12 protein-coding genes are annotated in these 15,410 nt (G+C 74.0%); 7 read left to right on the top strand and 5 right to left on the bottom strand.

Translation table 11 applies throughout. The features are described 5' to 3' along the window. Positions 1-26 precede the first annotated feature (26 nt). Together IG94_RS0126275 and IG94_RS44380 are read right to left on the bottom strand one after the other, a co-directional pair. Positions 27-1,214, bottom strand: coding sequence for a phospholipase D-like domain-containing protein (locus tag IG94_RS0126275; RefSeq protein WP_031042113.1), 1,188 nt, complete (start codon positions 1,212-1,214; stop codon positions 27-29). 67 nt (positions 1,215-1,281) lie between these two features. Further along, positions 1,282-1,569 (bottom strand): hypothetical protein, encoded by a 288-nt coding sequence (locus IG94_RS44380; protein ID WP_157852309.1) that lies wholly within the window; start codon positions 1,567-1,569, stop codon positions 1,282-1,284. Between the two features lie 70 nt (positions 1,570-1,639). Between IG94_RS44380 and IG94_RS0126265 the strand changes: the two genes are divergently transcribed. From IG94_RS0126265 to IG94_RS0126250, 4 genes are all read left to right on the top strand, one after another. Next, on the top strand, positions 1,640-2,803 hold the full coding sequence (locus IG94_RS0126265; RefSeq protein WP_031042107.1) for an exonuclease SbcCD subunit D: 1,164 nt from the start codon (positions 1,640-1,642) through the stop codon (positions 2,801-2,803). Next, positions 2,800-5,796 carry an AAA family ATPase gene (locus IG94_RS0126260; protein WP_031042105.1) on the top strand — a complete coding sequence of 999 codons (2,997 nt, stop codon included), beginning with the start codon at positions 2,800-2,802 and terminating at the stop codon, positions 5,794-5,796. The genes IG94_RS0126265 and IG94_RS0126260 overlap by 4 nt, the downstream gene beginning before the upstream one ends. Positions 5,797-5,912: 116 nt before the next feature. After that, entirely contained in the window at positions 5,913-6,431 is a 519-nt protein-coding gene (locus IG94_RS0126255; protein ID WP_031042102.1) for an immunity 21 family protein, read from the top strand. 125 nt (positions 6,432-6,556) lie between these two features. Further along, entirely contained in the window at positions 6,557-7,402 is an 846-nt protein-coding gene (locus IG94_RS0126250; protein WP_031042099.1) for an SDR family oxidoreductase, read from the top strand. A 19-nt stretch (positions 7,403-7,421) separates the two neighbouring features. Here the strand turns inward: IG94_RS0126250 and IG94_RS0126245 are convergent, their stop codons facing one another. The 3 genes from IG94_RS0126245 to IG94_RS0126235 all read right to left on the bottom strand — a co-directional run bounded on the left by IG94_RS0126245 (position 7,422) and on the right by IG94_RS0126235 (position 12,422). After that, positions 7,422-9,110 (bottom strand): DUF885 domain-containing protein, encoded by a 1,689-nt coding sequence (locus IG94_RS0126245; protein ID WP_031042096.1) that lies wholly within the window; start codon positions 9,108-9,110, stop codon positions 7,422-7,424. Between the two features lie 210 nt (positions 9,111-9,320). After that, complete coding sequence (locus IG94_RS0126240) at positions 9,321-10,619, bottom strand: GNAT family N-acetyltransferase (RefSeq protein ID WP_211269689.1); 1,299 nt, start codon at positions 10,617-10,619, stop codon at positions 9,321-9,323. 216 nt (positions 10,620-10,835) lie between these two features. Further along, entirely contained in the window at positions 10,836-12,422 is a 1,587-nt protein-coding gene (locus IG94_RS0126235; RefSeq protein WP_031042090.1) for an alkaline phosphatase D family protein, read from the bottom strand. A gap of 259 nt (positions 12,423-12,681) precedes the next feature. Here IG94_RS0126235 and IG94_RS0126230 point away from each other — a divergent pair, with 259 nt between their 5' ends. From IG94_RS0126230 to IG94_RS0126220, 3 genes are all read left to right on the top strand, one after another. Then, positions 12,682-13,197, top strand: a complete 516-nt coding sequence (locus IG94_RS0126230; protein WP_031042088.1) for a membrane protein — start codon at positions 12,682-12,684, stop codon at positions 13,195-13,197. Next, the gene (locus tag IG94_RS0126225; RefSeq protein ID WP_031042085.1) at positions 13,181-14,143 is read left to right on the top strand and encodes a bifunctional lysylphosphatidylglycerol flippase/synthetase MprF; all 963 of its coding nucleotides are present in this window, start codon (positions 13,181-13,183) and stop codon (positions 14,141-14,143) included. Before IG94_RS0126230 ends, IG94_RS0126225 begins: the two co-directional genes overlap by 17 nt. A 117-nt stretch (positions 14,144-14,260) precedes the next feature. After that, complete coding sequence (locus IG94_RS0126220) at positions 14,261-15,394, top strand: acyl-CoA dehydrogenase family protein (RefSeq protein ID WP_031042080.1); 1,134 nt, start codon at positions 14,261-14,263, stop codon at positions 15,392-15,394. Positions 15,395-15,410 lie beyond the last annotated feature (16 nt).

Genomic DNA, 15,410 nt, shown 5'->3' with positions numbered 1-15,410 from the left:
TTCGCGTCGGCGGAGCGCCCGTGGGTTCAGAGGAACCGGCGTACGGGCAGGACCGCGGCTTCCCGCAGGCGCATCAGGGCGGCGCGGCGCTTCCAGCGGGTCGCGTCGACGGCGGTGCTGCGTTCCAGGTCGGCGTCGAAGTCCCGGTCCAGGCCGGCGGTGAACTCCTGGTCCAGGACGGCGAGCATGATCTCCTCGTCGTGCTCCATGGAGCGCCGGTTGAAGTTGGTGGACCCGACGAGGGAGGCCAGCCCGTCTACGGTGATGATCTTGGCGTGCAGCATGGTCGGCTGGTACTGGCGGATCGACACCCCGGCGTCCAGCAGACGGGCGTAGTGGTACTGGCCGGCCAGTTGGCAGGCCCGCTGGTCGGTGTGCGGGCCGGGGAGCAGGATCTCCACCGTCACACCGCGCCGGGCGGTGGCGCAGAGCAGGTCGATGAAGTAGGTGTCCGGGGCGAAGTAGGCGGTGGCCAGGCGGAAGCGGTGCTCGGCGGAGGTGAGCATGACGCGGATGAGGGTCTGCATGTCCTGCCAGCCGAAGCTGGCCGAGCCGCGCACCACCTGGACGACGGAGGTGCCGGGCTGGGTGTGTTCGGAGAACCGGTCCCGGTCGTCGTACAGCTCGTCGTGGCACTCGGCCCAGTTCTGGGCGAAGGCGGCGGCGACGCCGTCCACGGCCGGGCCGCGCACCTGGACATGGGTGTCGCGCCACTCGCCGGGGTCGCGGGCGTCGCCGCACCACTCCTCGGCGATGCCGACTCCTCCGGTGAAGGCGGTGTGCTCGTCGATGACGAGGGCCTTGCGGTGGCAGCGGTGGTTCTGTTTGAACGGGGACAGCCGAAGCGGCTTGCGGAACCAGGCGACCTGTACTCCCGCGGCCCCCATGGTCTCCAGCAGGTCCGGCTCGATCTCCTTGGCGCCGAAGCCGTCGAGGAGCAGCCGGACCCGTACCCCGGCCCGGGCCCGGTCGGCGAGAGCGGCGGCGAAGTCGTGGGCGATCTGCCCGCGCCAGTACACGAACGTCATCATGTCGATCGTGTGCTCGGCCGCCCGGATCGCTCCGAGCATGGTGGGGAAGATCTCGTCGCCGTTGCGCAGTGCGACGAGTTCGTTTCCTTCGGTCGCGGCGACGCCGATCAGCCGTTCCAGGCGGCGGCGCAGCCGTTGAATGCCGGCCGGGTCGGCGCCGGGGCGCTGTTCAGCGACGGTCATGTGTGGTCCTTACCGGGAGAGGGTTGCCCCGAGGCGTCCTTCCGGACACCGTCGGGCGCCCGGGAGTCTATCCCGGCGCCCGCCCGCACCGACCGGGCCGTATGCGGCCGCCGGCGCGCGGCGAGGGGGCCACCCGCACCAGCGCCCCGATCCGCTCGGGCGCGGCCTCGGCCGCCGGCACTCCGTCCCGGGCGGACAGGTCCGAACCGCCGGAGCCGACCTGGTCGAACAGCAGCGGGTCGGCAGGGCCGCCGCTCGCCGGTGGCAGACTGAGGTCCGCGACGGACCGGTGAGGGACCAGGTGCGGACGAACGCTAGCGTGGTCGGTGCCGACCGCGGGGACCGTGCCGACCACGAGCACCGTGCTGGTCCGGTGCCGGCAACAGGAGCTGAGTAAGGGGAGACATGCAGGTCGGAGCGGAGTCTTGAGAATCCTGCACACGTCCGACTGGCACCTCGGCCGGGCGTTCCACCGGGTGAACATGCTCGGCGCCCAGGCCGGGTTCATCGAACACCTCGTCGACACCGTGCGTGAGCACCGCGTGGACGCCGTCGTCGTGTCGGGGGACGTGTACGACCGGGCGGTGCCGCCGCTCGCCGCCGTCGAGCTGTTCGACGACGCCCTGCACCGCCTCGCCGACCTCGGCGTGCCCACCGTGATGATCTCCGGCAACCACGACTCGGCGCGCCGCCTCGGAGTCGGCGCCGGACTCATCGACCGCGCGGGCATCCACCTGCGCACCGACCCGGCCGGCTGCGGCACCCCGGTGGTGCTGGCGGACGCGCACGCGGACGTGGCCTTCTACGGACTGCCGTACCTGGAACCCGCGCTGGTGAAGGCCGAGTTCGGGGTGGAGAAGGCGGGGCACGAGACGGTGCTCGCCGCGGCCATGGACCGGGTGCGGGCCGACCTCGCCGACCGGCCGCGCGGCACCCGGTCCGTCGTCCTCGCGCACGCCTTCGTCACCGGCGGCGAGCAGAGCGACAGCGAACGGGACATCACCGTCGGCGGTGTCGCCGCCGTGCCCTCCGGCGTCTTCGACGGCGTCGACTACGTGGCGCTCGGACACCTGCACGGCTGCCAGACCCTCACCGGGCGCGTCCGCTACTCCGGCTCCCCGCTGCCGTACTCCTTCTCCGAGCACCGGCACCGCAAGAGCATGTGGCTCGTCGACCTGGACGCGGAGGGCGCCGTCGCCGCCGAGCGCGTCGACTGCCCGGTGCCCCGGGCGCTGGCCCGGCTGCGCGGCACGCTGGAGGAACTGCTGGCCGACCCGGAGCTGACCGGGCACGAGGACGCGTGGGTCGAGGCGACCCTCACCGACCCGGTCCGCCCCGACGACCCCATGGCCCGGCTCGCCGAGCGCTTCCCGCACACGCTCAGCCTCGTCTTCGACCCCGAGCGCGCCCCCGGCGAACCGGACGCCTCCTACGCCCGGCGGCTCGCCGACCGCAGCGACCAGCAGATCGCGGAGGACTTCGTGGCGCACGTGCGCGGCGCCGGTCCCGACCCGAACGAACAGGGCGTACTGCGGGACGCCTTCGACGCCGTCCGCGCGGACGACACCCTGCGCGAGGTGGCCCGGTGAGGCTGCACCGGCTGGACCTCACCGCCTTCGGGCCCTTCGGCACCGCCCAGAGCGTCGACTTCGACGACCTGTCGGGCGCCGGTCTCTTCCTGCTGCACGGCCCCACCGGCGCCGGCAAGACCTCCGTCCTGGACGCCGTCTGCTACGCCCTGTACGGCTCGGTGCCGGGCGCACGGCAGGGCGGCGGCCAGGGCATGACGCTGCGCAGTGACCACGCGGCCGTGGGCACCCGTACCGAGGTGCGCCTCGAACTCACCGTCGCCGGACGGCGGCTGGAGGTGACCCGGCAGCCGCCCTGGGAGCGGCCGAAGCTCCGCGGCAGGGGCACGACCGTCGACAAGGCGCAGTCCTGGCTGCGGGAGTACGACGCGGTCGCCGGGTCCTGGAAGGACCTGAGCCGGTCCCACCAGGAGATCGGCGAGGAGATCACGCAACTGCTCGGCATGAGCCGCGAGCAGTTCTGCCAGGTGGTGCTGTTGCCCCAGGGCGACTTCGCGCGGTTCCTGCGCGCCGACGCGGAGGCCCGCGGCAAGCTCCTCGGGCGGCTCTTCGACACCCGGCGCTTCGCCGAGGTCGAGAAGCGCCTCGCCGAGCGGCGCCGGACGACCGAGGCCGGGGTACGCGAGGGCGACGCCGCGCTCCTGGCCGACGCCCACCGGATGCAGCAGGCCGCCGGTGACGCCATGGAGCTGCCGGAGCTGGCGCCGGGCGAGCCGGGCCTGGCCGAGGCCGTCCTCGGCGCCGCCGCCGTCGCCCGCGGCACCGCCCGCGAACTGCTGACCGTGGCCGACTGCCGGCTCACCGCGCGGGAGTCCGCCCAGGCCGCCGCGGACCGCGACCTCGCCGACACCCGTGAACTGGACCGGCTGCAGCGGCGGTTCGCCGAGGCACGGGAGCGGAGGGCGCGGCTGGCGGAGGGCGACGACGCCCACCGCGCGGCACAGCGGCGCATGGAACGGGCCCGCAAGGCCGAGGCGGTGGCGCCGGCGCTGGACCTGCGGGACGCCGCCGAGGCCGAGCACGAACGGGCCTCGGCGGCCCGCACGCGCGCGCGTGCCCGGCTGCCGCGGGACCTCGCCGACGCCGGTGCCGCGGGGCTCGCGGCCGCCGCCCGCCGTGCCGCCGAGGAGCTGGGCGGCCTGGAGTCGGCCCGCCGGGCCGAACGGCGCCTCGCCGAACTGGTCCAGGAGCAGGCCGGTCTCGACCGGCAGGAACGCGCCGACGAGGACGTCCTGCAGGAGGCGGAGGCCTGGCTCGCCGGCTGGGAGGCCACCCGCGCCGGTCTCCAGGACCGCGTCGAGGCGGCGCGGCAGGCGACGGCACGCGCCGACCAGCTCGACGGGCAGCGCGACCCCGCGCGCCGGCGACTCGACGCGGCCGGGCGACGCGACCGGTTCGCCACCGAGGCCGACGAGGCACAGCGGCAGGCGCTCGCCGCGGCCGAGCACGCCGTCGGAACCCGCGCCCACTGGCTCGACCTCAAGGAACAGCGGCTGAACGGCATCGCCGCCGAACTCGCCGCGGGGCTCACCGACGGCGTGCCCTGCGCGGTCTGCGGTGCCACCGAGCACCCCGCCCCCGCCCGCCGGACCGCCGGACACGTCGACCGCGAGGCCGAGGACCGCGCCCTCGCCGACCACCAGGCCGCCGACGAACGGCGCGCACGGGCCGAACGGCGCCTGGGCACCGTACGGGAGGCACTCGCCGCCGCCACGGCCGAGGCGGGGGACACGCCCACCGCCCGGCTGGCCGAGGAGGCCGGGGAGCTGGAGGAGCAGTACACCCGCGCGCGGACGTCCGCCTCCGGACTGCACGCCGCGCAGGAGGAACTGCGCCACGCGGAACACGAGCACGGGCAGCGTGTCGCCGCCCGCCAGCAGGCCGCCGTCCGCAGCGCCTCCCGGGTGGCCGCACGGGACCGGCTGGAGCGCGAACGGACCACGCTCGAAGAGGAGTTGACCCGGGTCCGCGGCACCGCCGAGAGCGTGGGCGCGCGGGCCGCCCAACTGGAGCGCCGGGCCACGCTGCTGACGGAGGCCGCCGACGCCGTCCGCGTTGCCGACGACACGGCGGGGCGGCTCAAGGACGCCGACGCCCGGCTCGCCGACGCGGCCTTCCGGGCCGGTTTCGACACCCCGCGCGAGGCCGCCGCCGCGCTGCTCGACGCCGCCGCCCACCGCGAACTGCAACACCGGCTCGACGCCCGGGACACGGAGGAGGCCGCCGTCCGGGCGCTCCTCGCCGAGAGCGACGCCGCCGACGCCGCCCGGCGGCCGCCCGCCGACCTCGCCGCGGCCGAGACCGCCGCCGCCGACGCGGGGCGCCGCCTGCGCGACGCGTCCTCGGCCCGGGACGCCGCCGCGCTGCGCTGCGCAGAGCTGGACCGGCTGTCCGCACACGCCACCGACGCGGTGCGCCGGCTCGCCCCGCTGCGCACGGAACACGCCCGCGTCGCCCGCCTCGCCGGACTCGCCGCGGGCACCTCGGCGGACAACGAGCGCCGGATGCGCCTGGAGTCGTACGTCCTGGCGGCCCGGCTCGAACAGGTCGCCGCCGCGGCCAGCGCCCGCCTGCTGCGCATGTCCTCGGGCCGATACACCCTCGTGCACTCCGACGACCGCACGGGGCGCGGCCGCAGCGGCCTCGGCCTGCACGTCGTCGACGCCTGGACCGGCCGCGAGCGTGACACGGCCACGCTGTCCGGCGGCGAGACCTTCTTCGCCTCGCTGGCCCTCGCGCTCGGCCTCGCCGACGTGGTCACCGACGAGGCGGGCGGCGTCCGCCTGGACACCCTCTTCATCGACGAGGGGTTCGGCAGCCTCGACGACCAGACCCTCGACGAGGTCCTCGACGTCCTCGACGCGCTGCGCGAGCGGGACCGCAGCGTCGGCATCGTCAGCCACGTCGCCGACCTGCGGCGCCGGATCCACGCCCAACTGGAGGTCGTGAAGGGGCGGTCGGGTTCGGTACTGCGGCAACGGGGCGCCGGCTGAGGGTGCTCCGGAGGGCGATCTCGTCAACTCCGTTGACCGGTCGGTCAGATGGTGACGTACTGGCGGGAATTCGGGCGGGCAGAAGTGCCTGTTGAGCGGCGTGTAGGTTCTGCCGCATGGTGCGATACGCGGAGCCGGGCACGGTGGAGTGGGTGGAGTCGGGCGGCGGGCCGCTCATAGCGGTCCCGGAGACGGTCCTGCCGTTTTGGACCGGCGCCGACGGCGAGGAGACCGACTCCGACTACGACCGGGCCTGCGAGGTCGACGGCTATGTAGGGCTCCTCCCCGTCGGCGACTCCACCGCCCTGGTGCTCGGCGACGAACCCGCCTCCACCGCCTATCTTCCCGACCACGCGGCCTTCGTCCGCTGGTGCGCCGCCGACTCCGAGGACGAGGTGCTGTCCGGCGTCCGGGCCGCCCTCGACACGGCCGAGTGGGAGCCGGAGGTGTCCTGGCAGGTGCCGGGGCCGGTCCTGCTGTTCGACGCCGCCTGGCCCGGTGCCGCCTCGGACCGCACCGACCACGTACGGGTCGCCCTCGACCCCGGCCGGTACGCGGTGCGCGCGGCCGAGGTACGGCCCGGACCGGAGACCTGGCTCGGCCTCGTACAACTGAGGCGGCTCGCCACCCGGTGAGGCCGGGGGAGGCCCGGTGAGGAGGCGGGGGCGGCAGTCGGCCGAAGGGCGAGGCCGGTGCGCGTCCGGGCGGTGCGCCGATATCGGAGTGCGCGGTGCCCGTCGCCCGCCCATCATGGGTGCCCATGCCCCGACTTCCGCACCCCGCCCCCGAAGAGCTGCGCCGCGACCCGCTGCCCCTGCGCGGCCGCACCGCCCTGGTCACCGGGGCCAGCAGACGCGCCGGCATCGGCCACGCCGTGGCCCGGCGGCTCGCCGCGTACGGAGCGAGCGTCTATCTGCACCACCACGTGCCGCACGACGCGGCCCTGCCCTGGGGCGCCGACCGGCCCGAGGACGTGGCCGCCTCCGTGCGCGCGGCGCTCGGCGACCCGGACGCCGCCGTGCACGAAGGCCCCGGCGACCTCACGCGCCCCGACGCCCCCGCCGCACTCGTCGCCGGCGTCTCCGAAGCGCTCGGCGGGCGGCTGGACATCCTGGTCGCCAACCACGCGCTCAGCGGCAGCGACGGCACCCTCGACACGATCGACGCCGGCATGCTCGACGCGCACTGGCAGGTCGACACCCGCTCCGTCCTGCTGCTGATCCAGGCGTACGCCCGGCTGCGCGACGCGCTGCCGCCCCGCACGCCCGGCGGACGCGTCGTGACGATGACCTCCGGCCAGGACATCGCCGGCGGCATGCCCGGCGAGATCGCCTACGCACTCCAGAAGGGGGCGCTCGCCTCCGTCACGCGCTCCCTGTCGACCACCCTCGCCGAACACGCCGTCACCGTGAACACGGTCAACCCCGGTCCGGTAGACACCGATTACCGGACCGGCGAGGAGTACGACGCCGTCGCCGCGCGCTTCCCCGGTGGGCGATGGGGCATGCCCGACGACCCGGCCCGCCTCGTCGCGTGGCTTGCCACGGACGAGGCGGAGTGGGTCACCGGTCAGGTGATCGACTCGGAAGGCGGCTTCAGACGGTGAGCGGCGCGGTGCGCGGGCGTCAGAGTCGTGACAGCTCGTCCACCAGGTCGTCCAGGCCCAGCGAGCCCTGGGAGAGGGCCGCCATGTGCCAGGCCTTGGGGTCGAAGGCGTCGCCGTGCCGCTCGCGGGCCTTCTCCCGGCCGAGGAGCCACGCCCGCTCACCGAGCTTGTAGCCGATCGCCTGGCCCGGAATCGTCAGGTACCGGGTCAGCTCGCTCTCCACGAAGTCCGCCGGGCGGCTGCTGTGCGCGCCGAAGAACTCCTGCGCCAGCTTGGGCGTCCAGCGCTCGCCCGGGTGGAAGGGCGAGTCCGCCGGGATTTCCAGCTCCAGGTGCATGCCGATGTCCACGACGACCCGGGCGGCCCGCATCATCTGCGCGTCCAGGTAGCCGAGGCGCTGCTCGGCGTCCGTGAGGTAGCCCAGCTCGTCCATCAGCCGCTCCGCGTACAGCGCCCAGCCCTCGGCGTTGGCGCTGACCATGCCGACGGAGGCCTGGTAGCGGGAGAGGCTCTCCGCCACGTGCGTCCACTGGGCGAGCTGGAGGTGGTGGCCCGGAACGCCCTCGTGGTACCACGTCGACACCAGGTCGTACACCGGGAACCGGGTCTGGCCCATCGTGGGCAGCCAGGTGCGGCCGGGCCGGGAGAAGTCCTCGGACGGCGCCGTGTAGTACGGTGCCGCGGCGCTGCCGGGCGGGGCGATGCGCGACTCCACCCTCCGTACCCGCTCGGCGAGTTCGAAGTGCGTGCCGTCCAGCTGCTCGATCGCCTGGTCCATCAGGCCCTGCAGCCAGTCGCGGACCTCGTCGACGCCCTCGATGTGCCTGCCGTGCTCGTCCAGGTGCGCGAGGGCCACCCACGGTGTCCCGGCGCCCGGCAGGATCTTCTCGGCCTCCGCCCTCATCTCGGCCAGCAGCCGGTGGTACTCCGCCCAGCCGTACGCGTACGCCTCGTCCAGGTCCAGGTCCGTGCCGTTGTAGTAGCGCGACCAGCGGGCGTAACGCTCCCGGCCCACCGTGTCCGGGGCGCCCTCGATCGCCGGGGCGTACACGTCGCGCATCCACTCCCGCAGCTCGGCCACGGCGGCGGTCGCACCGTGCGCCGCCTCGTCCAGCTCCGCGCGCAGCGACTCGGGCCCGTCGGCGGCGAAGTCCTCGAACCAGCCCCGCCCCTCGCCGGTGTCCGCCCACTCGCCGAGCTGCTCGACGAAGGTGGCGGTCGGCCGCGGCGCCGCGTACAGCTCGCGCTCCAGACCCAGCGCCAAGGACGCGCGGTAGCCCGCGAACGCCGCCGGCACGGCGCGCAGCCGCTCGGCGACCCGGGCCCAGTCCTCGTCGGTCTGCGTCGGCGTGAGAGTGAAGACCTCGCGCACCGAATGGGCGGCCGTGCCCATGTTGCCGACCGAACGCAGCCCCTCGTCCGCCTCGTGCACCGCGAGCTCGGCCGTCAGGCGCTCGCGCAGCAGCCGCGCGCAACGCCGCTCCACGTCGCTGTCCCCGCCGGGGCGGCGCTCCGCCTCGGCCAGGCGGGCGAGGGTGGTCCGGGCCAGCTCCGCGAGGGCCTCCTGCCCGGCGGGCGAGAAGTCGGGAAGGCGGCTGGAACTCTCGGCGACACCGAGGTAGGTGCCGGTGACCGGGTCGAGGGCGATGAGCTCGTCGACGTAGGCGTCGGCGACCTCGCGGGGCAGCGGGCTCTTGGTCTCTGACATGCGGACATCCTCATACGGATACCGGTGCCGCGTCAGCCCGCCGGGCCCGGCCCGACGGCCCGGGCGGCCGGATTTCGCTCAGGGCGTGGCCGTCGGCACGGCGCGGAACCGGTTCGGACCGTGCCGATCCGCCCGTGCCGATCAGACCTCAGTCCTCAGCCCTCAGTAGTCCTCAATCCTCAGTCCTCGGTAGTCCTCAGCTATCAGGCCTCAGTCCGTTCCGATCCGCTCCGCGTGCGGCAGCGGGACGGCGGCCGGGGAAGCCGGCGTGAGACGGGCCGTGACGACCAGGGTCCCCTCCTCGATCTGGTAGTCGAGGGGGAGGCCGAGCCCGCGCATCGCCGCGACCATGCCGGTGTTGGAGGCCTGGGTGACCGCGTACACGCTCTCGCATCCCGTCTCCGCCGCCATCGCGACGAGCCGGCCGAGGAGTTCGGCCCCGACGCCACGGCGCTGCCACGCGTCCTCGACGAGCAGCGCGACCTCGGTCTCGTCCCCGTCCCACAGCAGGTGCCCCAGCCCGACGATCCGCCCGGAGGCGGTCTGCACCGCGAGGGTGCGGCCGAAGCGCGGACTCAACAGGTGGTTCAGATAGCGGTCCGCGTCCCCGACCGGTCCGTGGTAGCGCATCCCGAGCGTCCGCGCCGAGCACCGCTCGTGCATCGCCTTCGCCGCCTCGACGTCACGCGTGTCGGCCCGGCGGACCGTGATGTTCCGTCCCTCGGAGAGGGTCAGCTCGTCCCGGCCGCGCGGGAGCCGGGGCCCGAGCCGCGCGTCCAGCTCGACCAGCGCCCGCGCTCGCGCGAACTCGGCCGGGGTGAACGGCAGATACGGCCGCTCCACACTGATCACCCCGCCCTCCGGGGCACGCAGCCGCAGCACGGTGTCCTCCAGCGTGCCCTGCGGCGGTACGTCGTCCACCGCGGACCCCGCGGTGGACGCGGGCAGCGAGCGGATGGTGCAGCGCCCCAGCAACTGGCGGAGGGCCAGCGGCAGTTCCGCGGCGTCCAGGGCCGTGCGGGTGGCCAGGCCGAGCAGCCGCGTCGGCGCGTCCACCAGGTCGTGGGCGTCCGCGCGTTCGGTCCAGGTGTGAGCGCCGCCCGCCTCCGTGACCAGCTCCGTCAGCTCGGAACCGGCCAGCTCGCCCGGGGCGCGGAGGAGGAACTCGTCGACCGTGCCCTCGGCCAGGGGGTGCGTCTGCAGGCTCAGGATGTCGATGCGCCGGTCGGCCAGGGCCGCGCACAGCGCCGCCAGCGATCCGGGGGCGTCGCGCACCGTGGTCCGCATCCGCCACAGCGCGCTCGCCTCCGCCTCCGCCTCCGCACCCGGTGGCCGGGCGCCGGTATCGTCCGGCGGCGGCGCCTGCCCGTGGCGCTGTGACCACCGGGTGCGGATACCCGCCGTGGCGATCAGCGCGGCCACCGGGGCCAGCAGCATGGCGGGTACCGCGGGGCCGTGCGCGAAGAGGTGCGTCAGGGCGTCCGTCACATCCGACAGGTCTCGACTCATGGAACCACTGTGAAGGAACGGTGTTGCGTGATCACGAACGCTCTGTGACCGATGGGTAACGAGGGCTTCTGGGGCGATTGGGGGCGGTTCGCGCGCCTACCCCCTGTGCACGCCGTCCGTGCCCCGCCTGCGAAGCGCGTCCCCGCCCCGTCCGCGCTCCCGGGCCGCGCACCGGGGGATGACGCCGGCGCGCGGCACTTCCGACAGGTTACGGGACTACTGCCCGATCCGGCCCGGCCGCAGCACCTTCGTGAACAGCACCGTGCCGTCCTGCTCGCGCAGCCGTATCGTCATCTCCGCGCTGTCCCCGTCGATGTCGACCTCGCCGAAGAACTGGTAGCCCTCCGCGGGCGAGACGTTCGACGCGGTCGGCGCCTTCACGAAGACGCGTTCCGGACCGAACGTGCCGTCCAGGTCGCTCGCCGGGAAGGCACCCGAGTTGAGCGGCCCGGAGACGAACTCCCAGAACGGCTCGAAGTCGGTGAAGGCCGCCCGCGACGGCTGGTAGTGCTGCGCGGAGGTGTGGTGCACGTCGGCCGTCAGCCACACCGTGCCGGTGATCCGCCGGTGCTTGACGAAGCGCAGCAGCTCGGCGATCTGCAGCTCGCGGCCCAGCGGCGCGCCGGGGTCGCCCTGCGCGATCGCCTCGATGTTGGGCGCCCCCTCGGTGGCGTCGGGCACGACCAGTCCGATCGGCATGTCGGCGGCGATCACCTTCCACACCGCACGCGAGCGCGCCAGTTCCCGCTTGAGCCACTCCAGTTGCTCGCGGCCCAGGATGCCCTGCGGGTCCTCGCTCTGCCCGCCGGGGGAGTTGGCGTTGCGGTACGTCCGCATGTCGAGCACGAACACGTCGAGCAGCGGGCCCTGCCGCAGTACCCGGTGCACGCGCCCCTCGCGCGCGCCGGGACGCAGGGTCGAGATCGGGAAGTACTCGCTGAACGCCCGCCGGGCGCGGCCGGCCAGCACGTCCACGCTCTTCTCGGTGTAGCGGTCGTCCGTGTCCGCGATCACCTGGCCCGAGTACCAGTTGTTGCGGACCTCGTGGTCGTCCCACTGGATGACCGACGGGACCCGGGAGTTGAAGCGCCGCAGGTTCTCGTCGAGCAGGTTGTAGCGGAAGTTGCCGCGGAACTCGGCGAGCGTCTCGGCGACCTTGGACTTCTCCTCGGTCGTGATGTTGCGCCAGGTGCTGCCGTCGGGCAGGGCGGCCGTCTCCGCGATGGGGCCGTCGGCGTAGATGTTGTCGCCGCTGCACAGGAAGAAGTCCGGGTCCAGGGCGCCCATGGCGTCGTAGATGCGGTAACCGCCGAGGTCCGGGTTGATGCCCCACCCCTGGCCGGCGAGGTCGCCGGACCACACGAAGCGCACACCGTCGCGCCGGCGGACCGGGACGGTGCGGAAGGTGCCGGTCACCGGCTCGCCGGTGCGACGCGGGTCGTCGGGGTCGGCGAGCAGGACGCGGTAGTGGATCTGCTCGCCCGGCGGCAGCCCGCGCAGCCGGGTGGTGCCGGTGAAGTCGGTGTCGCGGCCGAGCAGCGGACCGTGCCAGCGGTGGGGGTGGCGGAACGACTCGGTGGCCGAGGTCTCGACGACCATCCGGGCCGGCCGGTCGGAGCGCACCCACACCAGGCCGGAGTGGGAGGTCACGTCTCCCGTCTGCACGCCCCAGCCCGCCCCGGGCCGTCCGGAACGGGCGAACGCGGGGGCCGCCCCGAGCGCGGCGGGCAGGGTGAGGGCCGCCGACGCGGCGAGCGAGCCGCGCAGTACGCTGCGGCGGCCGGGCAACGGACGGTGTGACATTCAGGCGCCTCCGGGGTGGGATCCGGCCGGTGTGCGGCCGGTGTGCAGAGCCAGACCTACTGGCCCGGCGCGGCGCCCACGGAAACTCCGCGTGAACAACCGACCGGCCCCAAGCAGCCCCCAAAGCATCACTTCTCTCCAATCGCCCCCGCTTTACGAGGGGTTGGTCGTGCTGCCGCGTAAACGGGAGTGACAGACCACACCGAGGGGGCGGGCCGAGGTCGCGCCCCGGAATCGTTCGCGCAATCCAGGAGCGCCCGTGGACGCCAAGAACCGATTCGAGACGAAGGCCACCTTCGCTCTCTCCCGACTCGAATGGCTGGGCTTTCTCGCCGTATCCCTCGTACTCGCCTTCCAGCACCGCACCGAAATCCGCTGGGGCGTCTTCGTGCTGTTGTTCACGGTGATCGACCTCGTCGGGTACATTCCTGGCGCGATCGCCCACCGGCGCAGTCCGGACAGACGGGTGCCGCGTGCTTACTACGTTGCCTACAACACCATGCACAGCCTGGTCACGGCGGGTGCGATCGCGGGTGCCTGGGCGCTGTTCGTCCGGCCGGAGTGGGCGCTGCTGGCCCTGCCGATCCACCTGATGGGCGACCGCGCCCTGTTCGGGAACTCCCTGAAACCCTTCGGTGTCGCCTTCGAACCGGACCTCACCCCGGAGTTCCGCGCATTCGAGCAGCGGTACCGGTCACAGGCGCGTTCCGGCGCCTCGGGGGCAAACGGTTCGGCACCGACTTCCGTGGAGGACGCCGATGCCGTCCGTGCTTGACACGCTCGCCGCGCACAGCGACAACCCGAGTTCCTTCCTCGCCCTCAACAGCGGCAACACGTACTTCCACGACGACCGGTTCGAGGGGGCCTGCGCCTACCGCACCTCCGGGCGCTACGTCCTGCAGTTCGGCGGCCCGTTCACGGCTCCCGAGGACCGCGCGCGGCTCCTGGAGGCCTTCACGGCCCACGCCGGGCGCCGCCTGGTCGCCGTACAGCTGCAACGCGCGGACGCCGAGCTGTACGCGGCGCACGGCTTCACCGTCAACCAGATCGGCGCCTCGTACGCCGTCGACCTCGGCCGCTTCACGCTGCGGGGCTCGCCCTTCGTCCGCCTGCGCAACAAGATCTCGCGCGCCCGGCGCGCCGGACTGGAGGTCACCGAGGTCCTCGACGGCGACGACTGCGCCGACCTGGACCGCATCGACCAGTGCTGGCTGCGGAAGAAGGGACGGCACGTCAAGGAGCTGCGGTTCCTCGTCGGCCAGCGGACCGGGGAACTCCAGCGGCACCGGCGCCTGTTCGTCGGCCGGATCGACGGCGAGGCCGTCGGGTACATCAACTACTCGCCGGTCTACGGCAGTCGCCCCGGCATGCTGCACGACCTCAGCCGGCGCCGCCCCGACGCGCCGCCCGGCGTGATGGAGGCGCTCAACGCCACCGTCATGGAACGGCTGACCGCCGACGGCGCGGGCTGGCTGCACTTCGGCTTCACCCCGTTCACCGGCCTGGACCCGCAGCACGAACTCCCGGGCGCCAGCGCCATGTTCAGCCGGTTCGCGCGGTTCCTCGCCGAACACGGCAACGCCGTCTACCCGGCGGCCTCGCAGCTCGAGTACAAGCAGAAGTGGGCCCCGCACGCCGTCCTCGCGGAGTACATCGCCTTCCGCGGCAGGCCCCGCCCCGGCGCCGTCTGGCAGCTGCTGCGCGCCACCAACGCCTTGTGAGCCACCCACGCGCCCGGTGAGCCACCAGGTCCGCGTGAGTCACCGGCCCCTTGCGCGCCGCGGCGCACCCGCGCCCTCACCACGTACCGCCACCGTATCCAGGAGGACCGCACACCCATGAGATTCCTCGAGCGCGAACGCACCGTCCTCGCCAAGCTGCTGCCCGACCTGGACCCCGCCCTGCGCGACCTCCCGCTCATGGAGCTGGAGCGGCCGGGCAGCCCGGGCATCCGGCACTTCCGCGACAGCGGCGGCCCCGGACTGCTCGTCCCGGAGTCCCACCGGGGCCGCGGCGCCGGCGCACTGGACGCGCTGCGCGTCCAGCGGGCGATCGGCAGCCGGTCACCGTCCCTGGCCGTGGCCACCACCATGCACCACTTCTCCATGGCCACCCTGGTCGGCCTCGGCGGCCTCGGCGACGGCCTGGAGTGGATGCTGATCGAGGGCGTGGCGTCGAGCAACCGCATCGTCGCCTCCGGCTTCGCCGAGGGCCGCAGCGGCGCCGGCATCCTGGACCCGTCCATGACCGCCACCGCCACCGCGGACGGCATCCGGATCAACGGCGTCAAACGGCCGTGCAGCCTGGCCCACTCCATGGACGTGCTCACCGCGGGCGTGGTGGTGCCGCGCGAGGACGGGAAGGGCGACGAACTCGCCGTCGCCCTCGTGCCCGCCGACAGCGAGGGCCTGAGCGTCAGCGGCTTCTGGTCCAGTACGTTCCTGGCCGGGGCCGAGAGCGAGCAGGTCACGCTCACCGACGTCCTCGTCCCGCCGGAACTCGTCCTGCGCACCGCCACCGCCTCCGGCGAGCGACTCGACGAACTCCAGACCGCCGGACTGATCTGGTTCCAGGCGCTGATGACCGGCAGCTATCTCGGCGCCGCGTCCGCCCTGGTGGAGCGCGTGCTGCTGAACGACCGCATCCCCGAGCACGAGCGGGTGCGCCTCTACACCGAGACCGAGGCCGCCATGGCCACCGCCGAGGGCGTCGCCCGGCGCATCGACGCGGGCGACCTCGACGAGTCGGCCCTCGCCCAGGCGCTCTGCGTGCGCTACGGCGTCCAGGACGCCCTCGCCCGGATCGTGCCGCGCGCGGTCGAGCTGCTCGGCGGGCTCAACTTCATGACGTCCGACGAGGTGGGCCACCTGGCGGCCTGCGCCAACGGGCTGTCCCTGCACCCGCCGTCGCGCTCCCGGATGACCGCGCCGCTCTCCGCGTACCTGGCCGACGGCCCGCTCGCCATCGCCTGAGCCCGCCCTCCCGCCC

The sequence above is a fragment of the Streptomyces olivaceus genome (assembly GCF_000721235.1).
Classification (GTDB): Bacteria; Actinomycetota; Actinomycetes; order Streptomycetales; family Streptomycetaceae; genus Streptomyces; species Streptomyces olivaceus.
The sequence above is the reverse complement of the archived record's forward strand: the minus strand, read 5'-3'. Positions and strand labels throughout refer to the sequence as shown.

What these genes read in the sequence shown, in the direction of transcription:
- IG94_RS0126220 (WP_031042080.1), top strand. Translation starts at nt 14,261, where the DNA reads ATGAGATTCCTCGAGCGCGAACGCACCGTCCTCGCCAAGCTGCTGCCC.
- IG94_RS0126275 (WP_031042113.1), bottom strand. Translation starts at nt 1,214, where the DNA reads ATGACCGTCGCTGAACAGCGCCCCGGCGCCGACCCGGCCGGCATTCAA.
- IG94_RS0126235 (WP_031042090.1), bottom strand. Translation starts at nt 12,422, where the DNA reads ATGTCACACCGTCCGTTGCCCGGCCGCCGCAGCGTACTGCGCGGCTCG.
- IG94_RS0126245 (WP_031042096.1), bottom strand. Translation starts at nt 9,110, where the DNA reads ATGTCAGAGACCAAGAGCCCGCTGCCCCGCGAGGTCGCCGACGCCTAC.
- IG94_RS0126255 (WP_031042102.1), top strand. Translation starts at nt 5,913, where the DNA reads ATGGTGCGATACGCGGAGCCGGGCACGGTGGAGTGGGTGGAGTCGGGC.
- IG94_RS0126240 (WP_211269689.1), bottom strand. Translation starts at nt 10,619, where the DNA reads ATGAGTCGAGACCTGTCGGATGTGACGGACGCCCTGACGCACCTCTTC.
- IG94_RS0126250 (WP_031042099.1), top strand. Translation starts at nt 6,557, where the DNA reads ATGCCCCGACTTCCGCACCCCGCCCCCGAAGAGCTGCGCCGCGACCCG.
- IG94_RS0126225 (WP_031042085.1), top strand. Translation starts at nt 13,181, where the DNA reads ATGCCGTCCGTGCTTGACACGCTCGCCGCGCACAGCGACAACCCGAGT.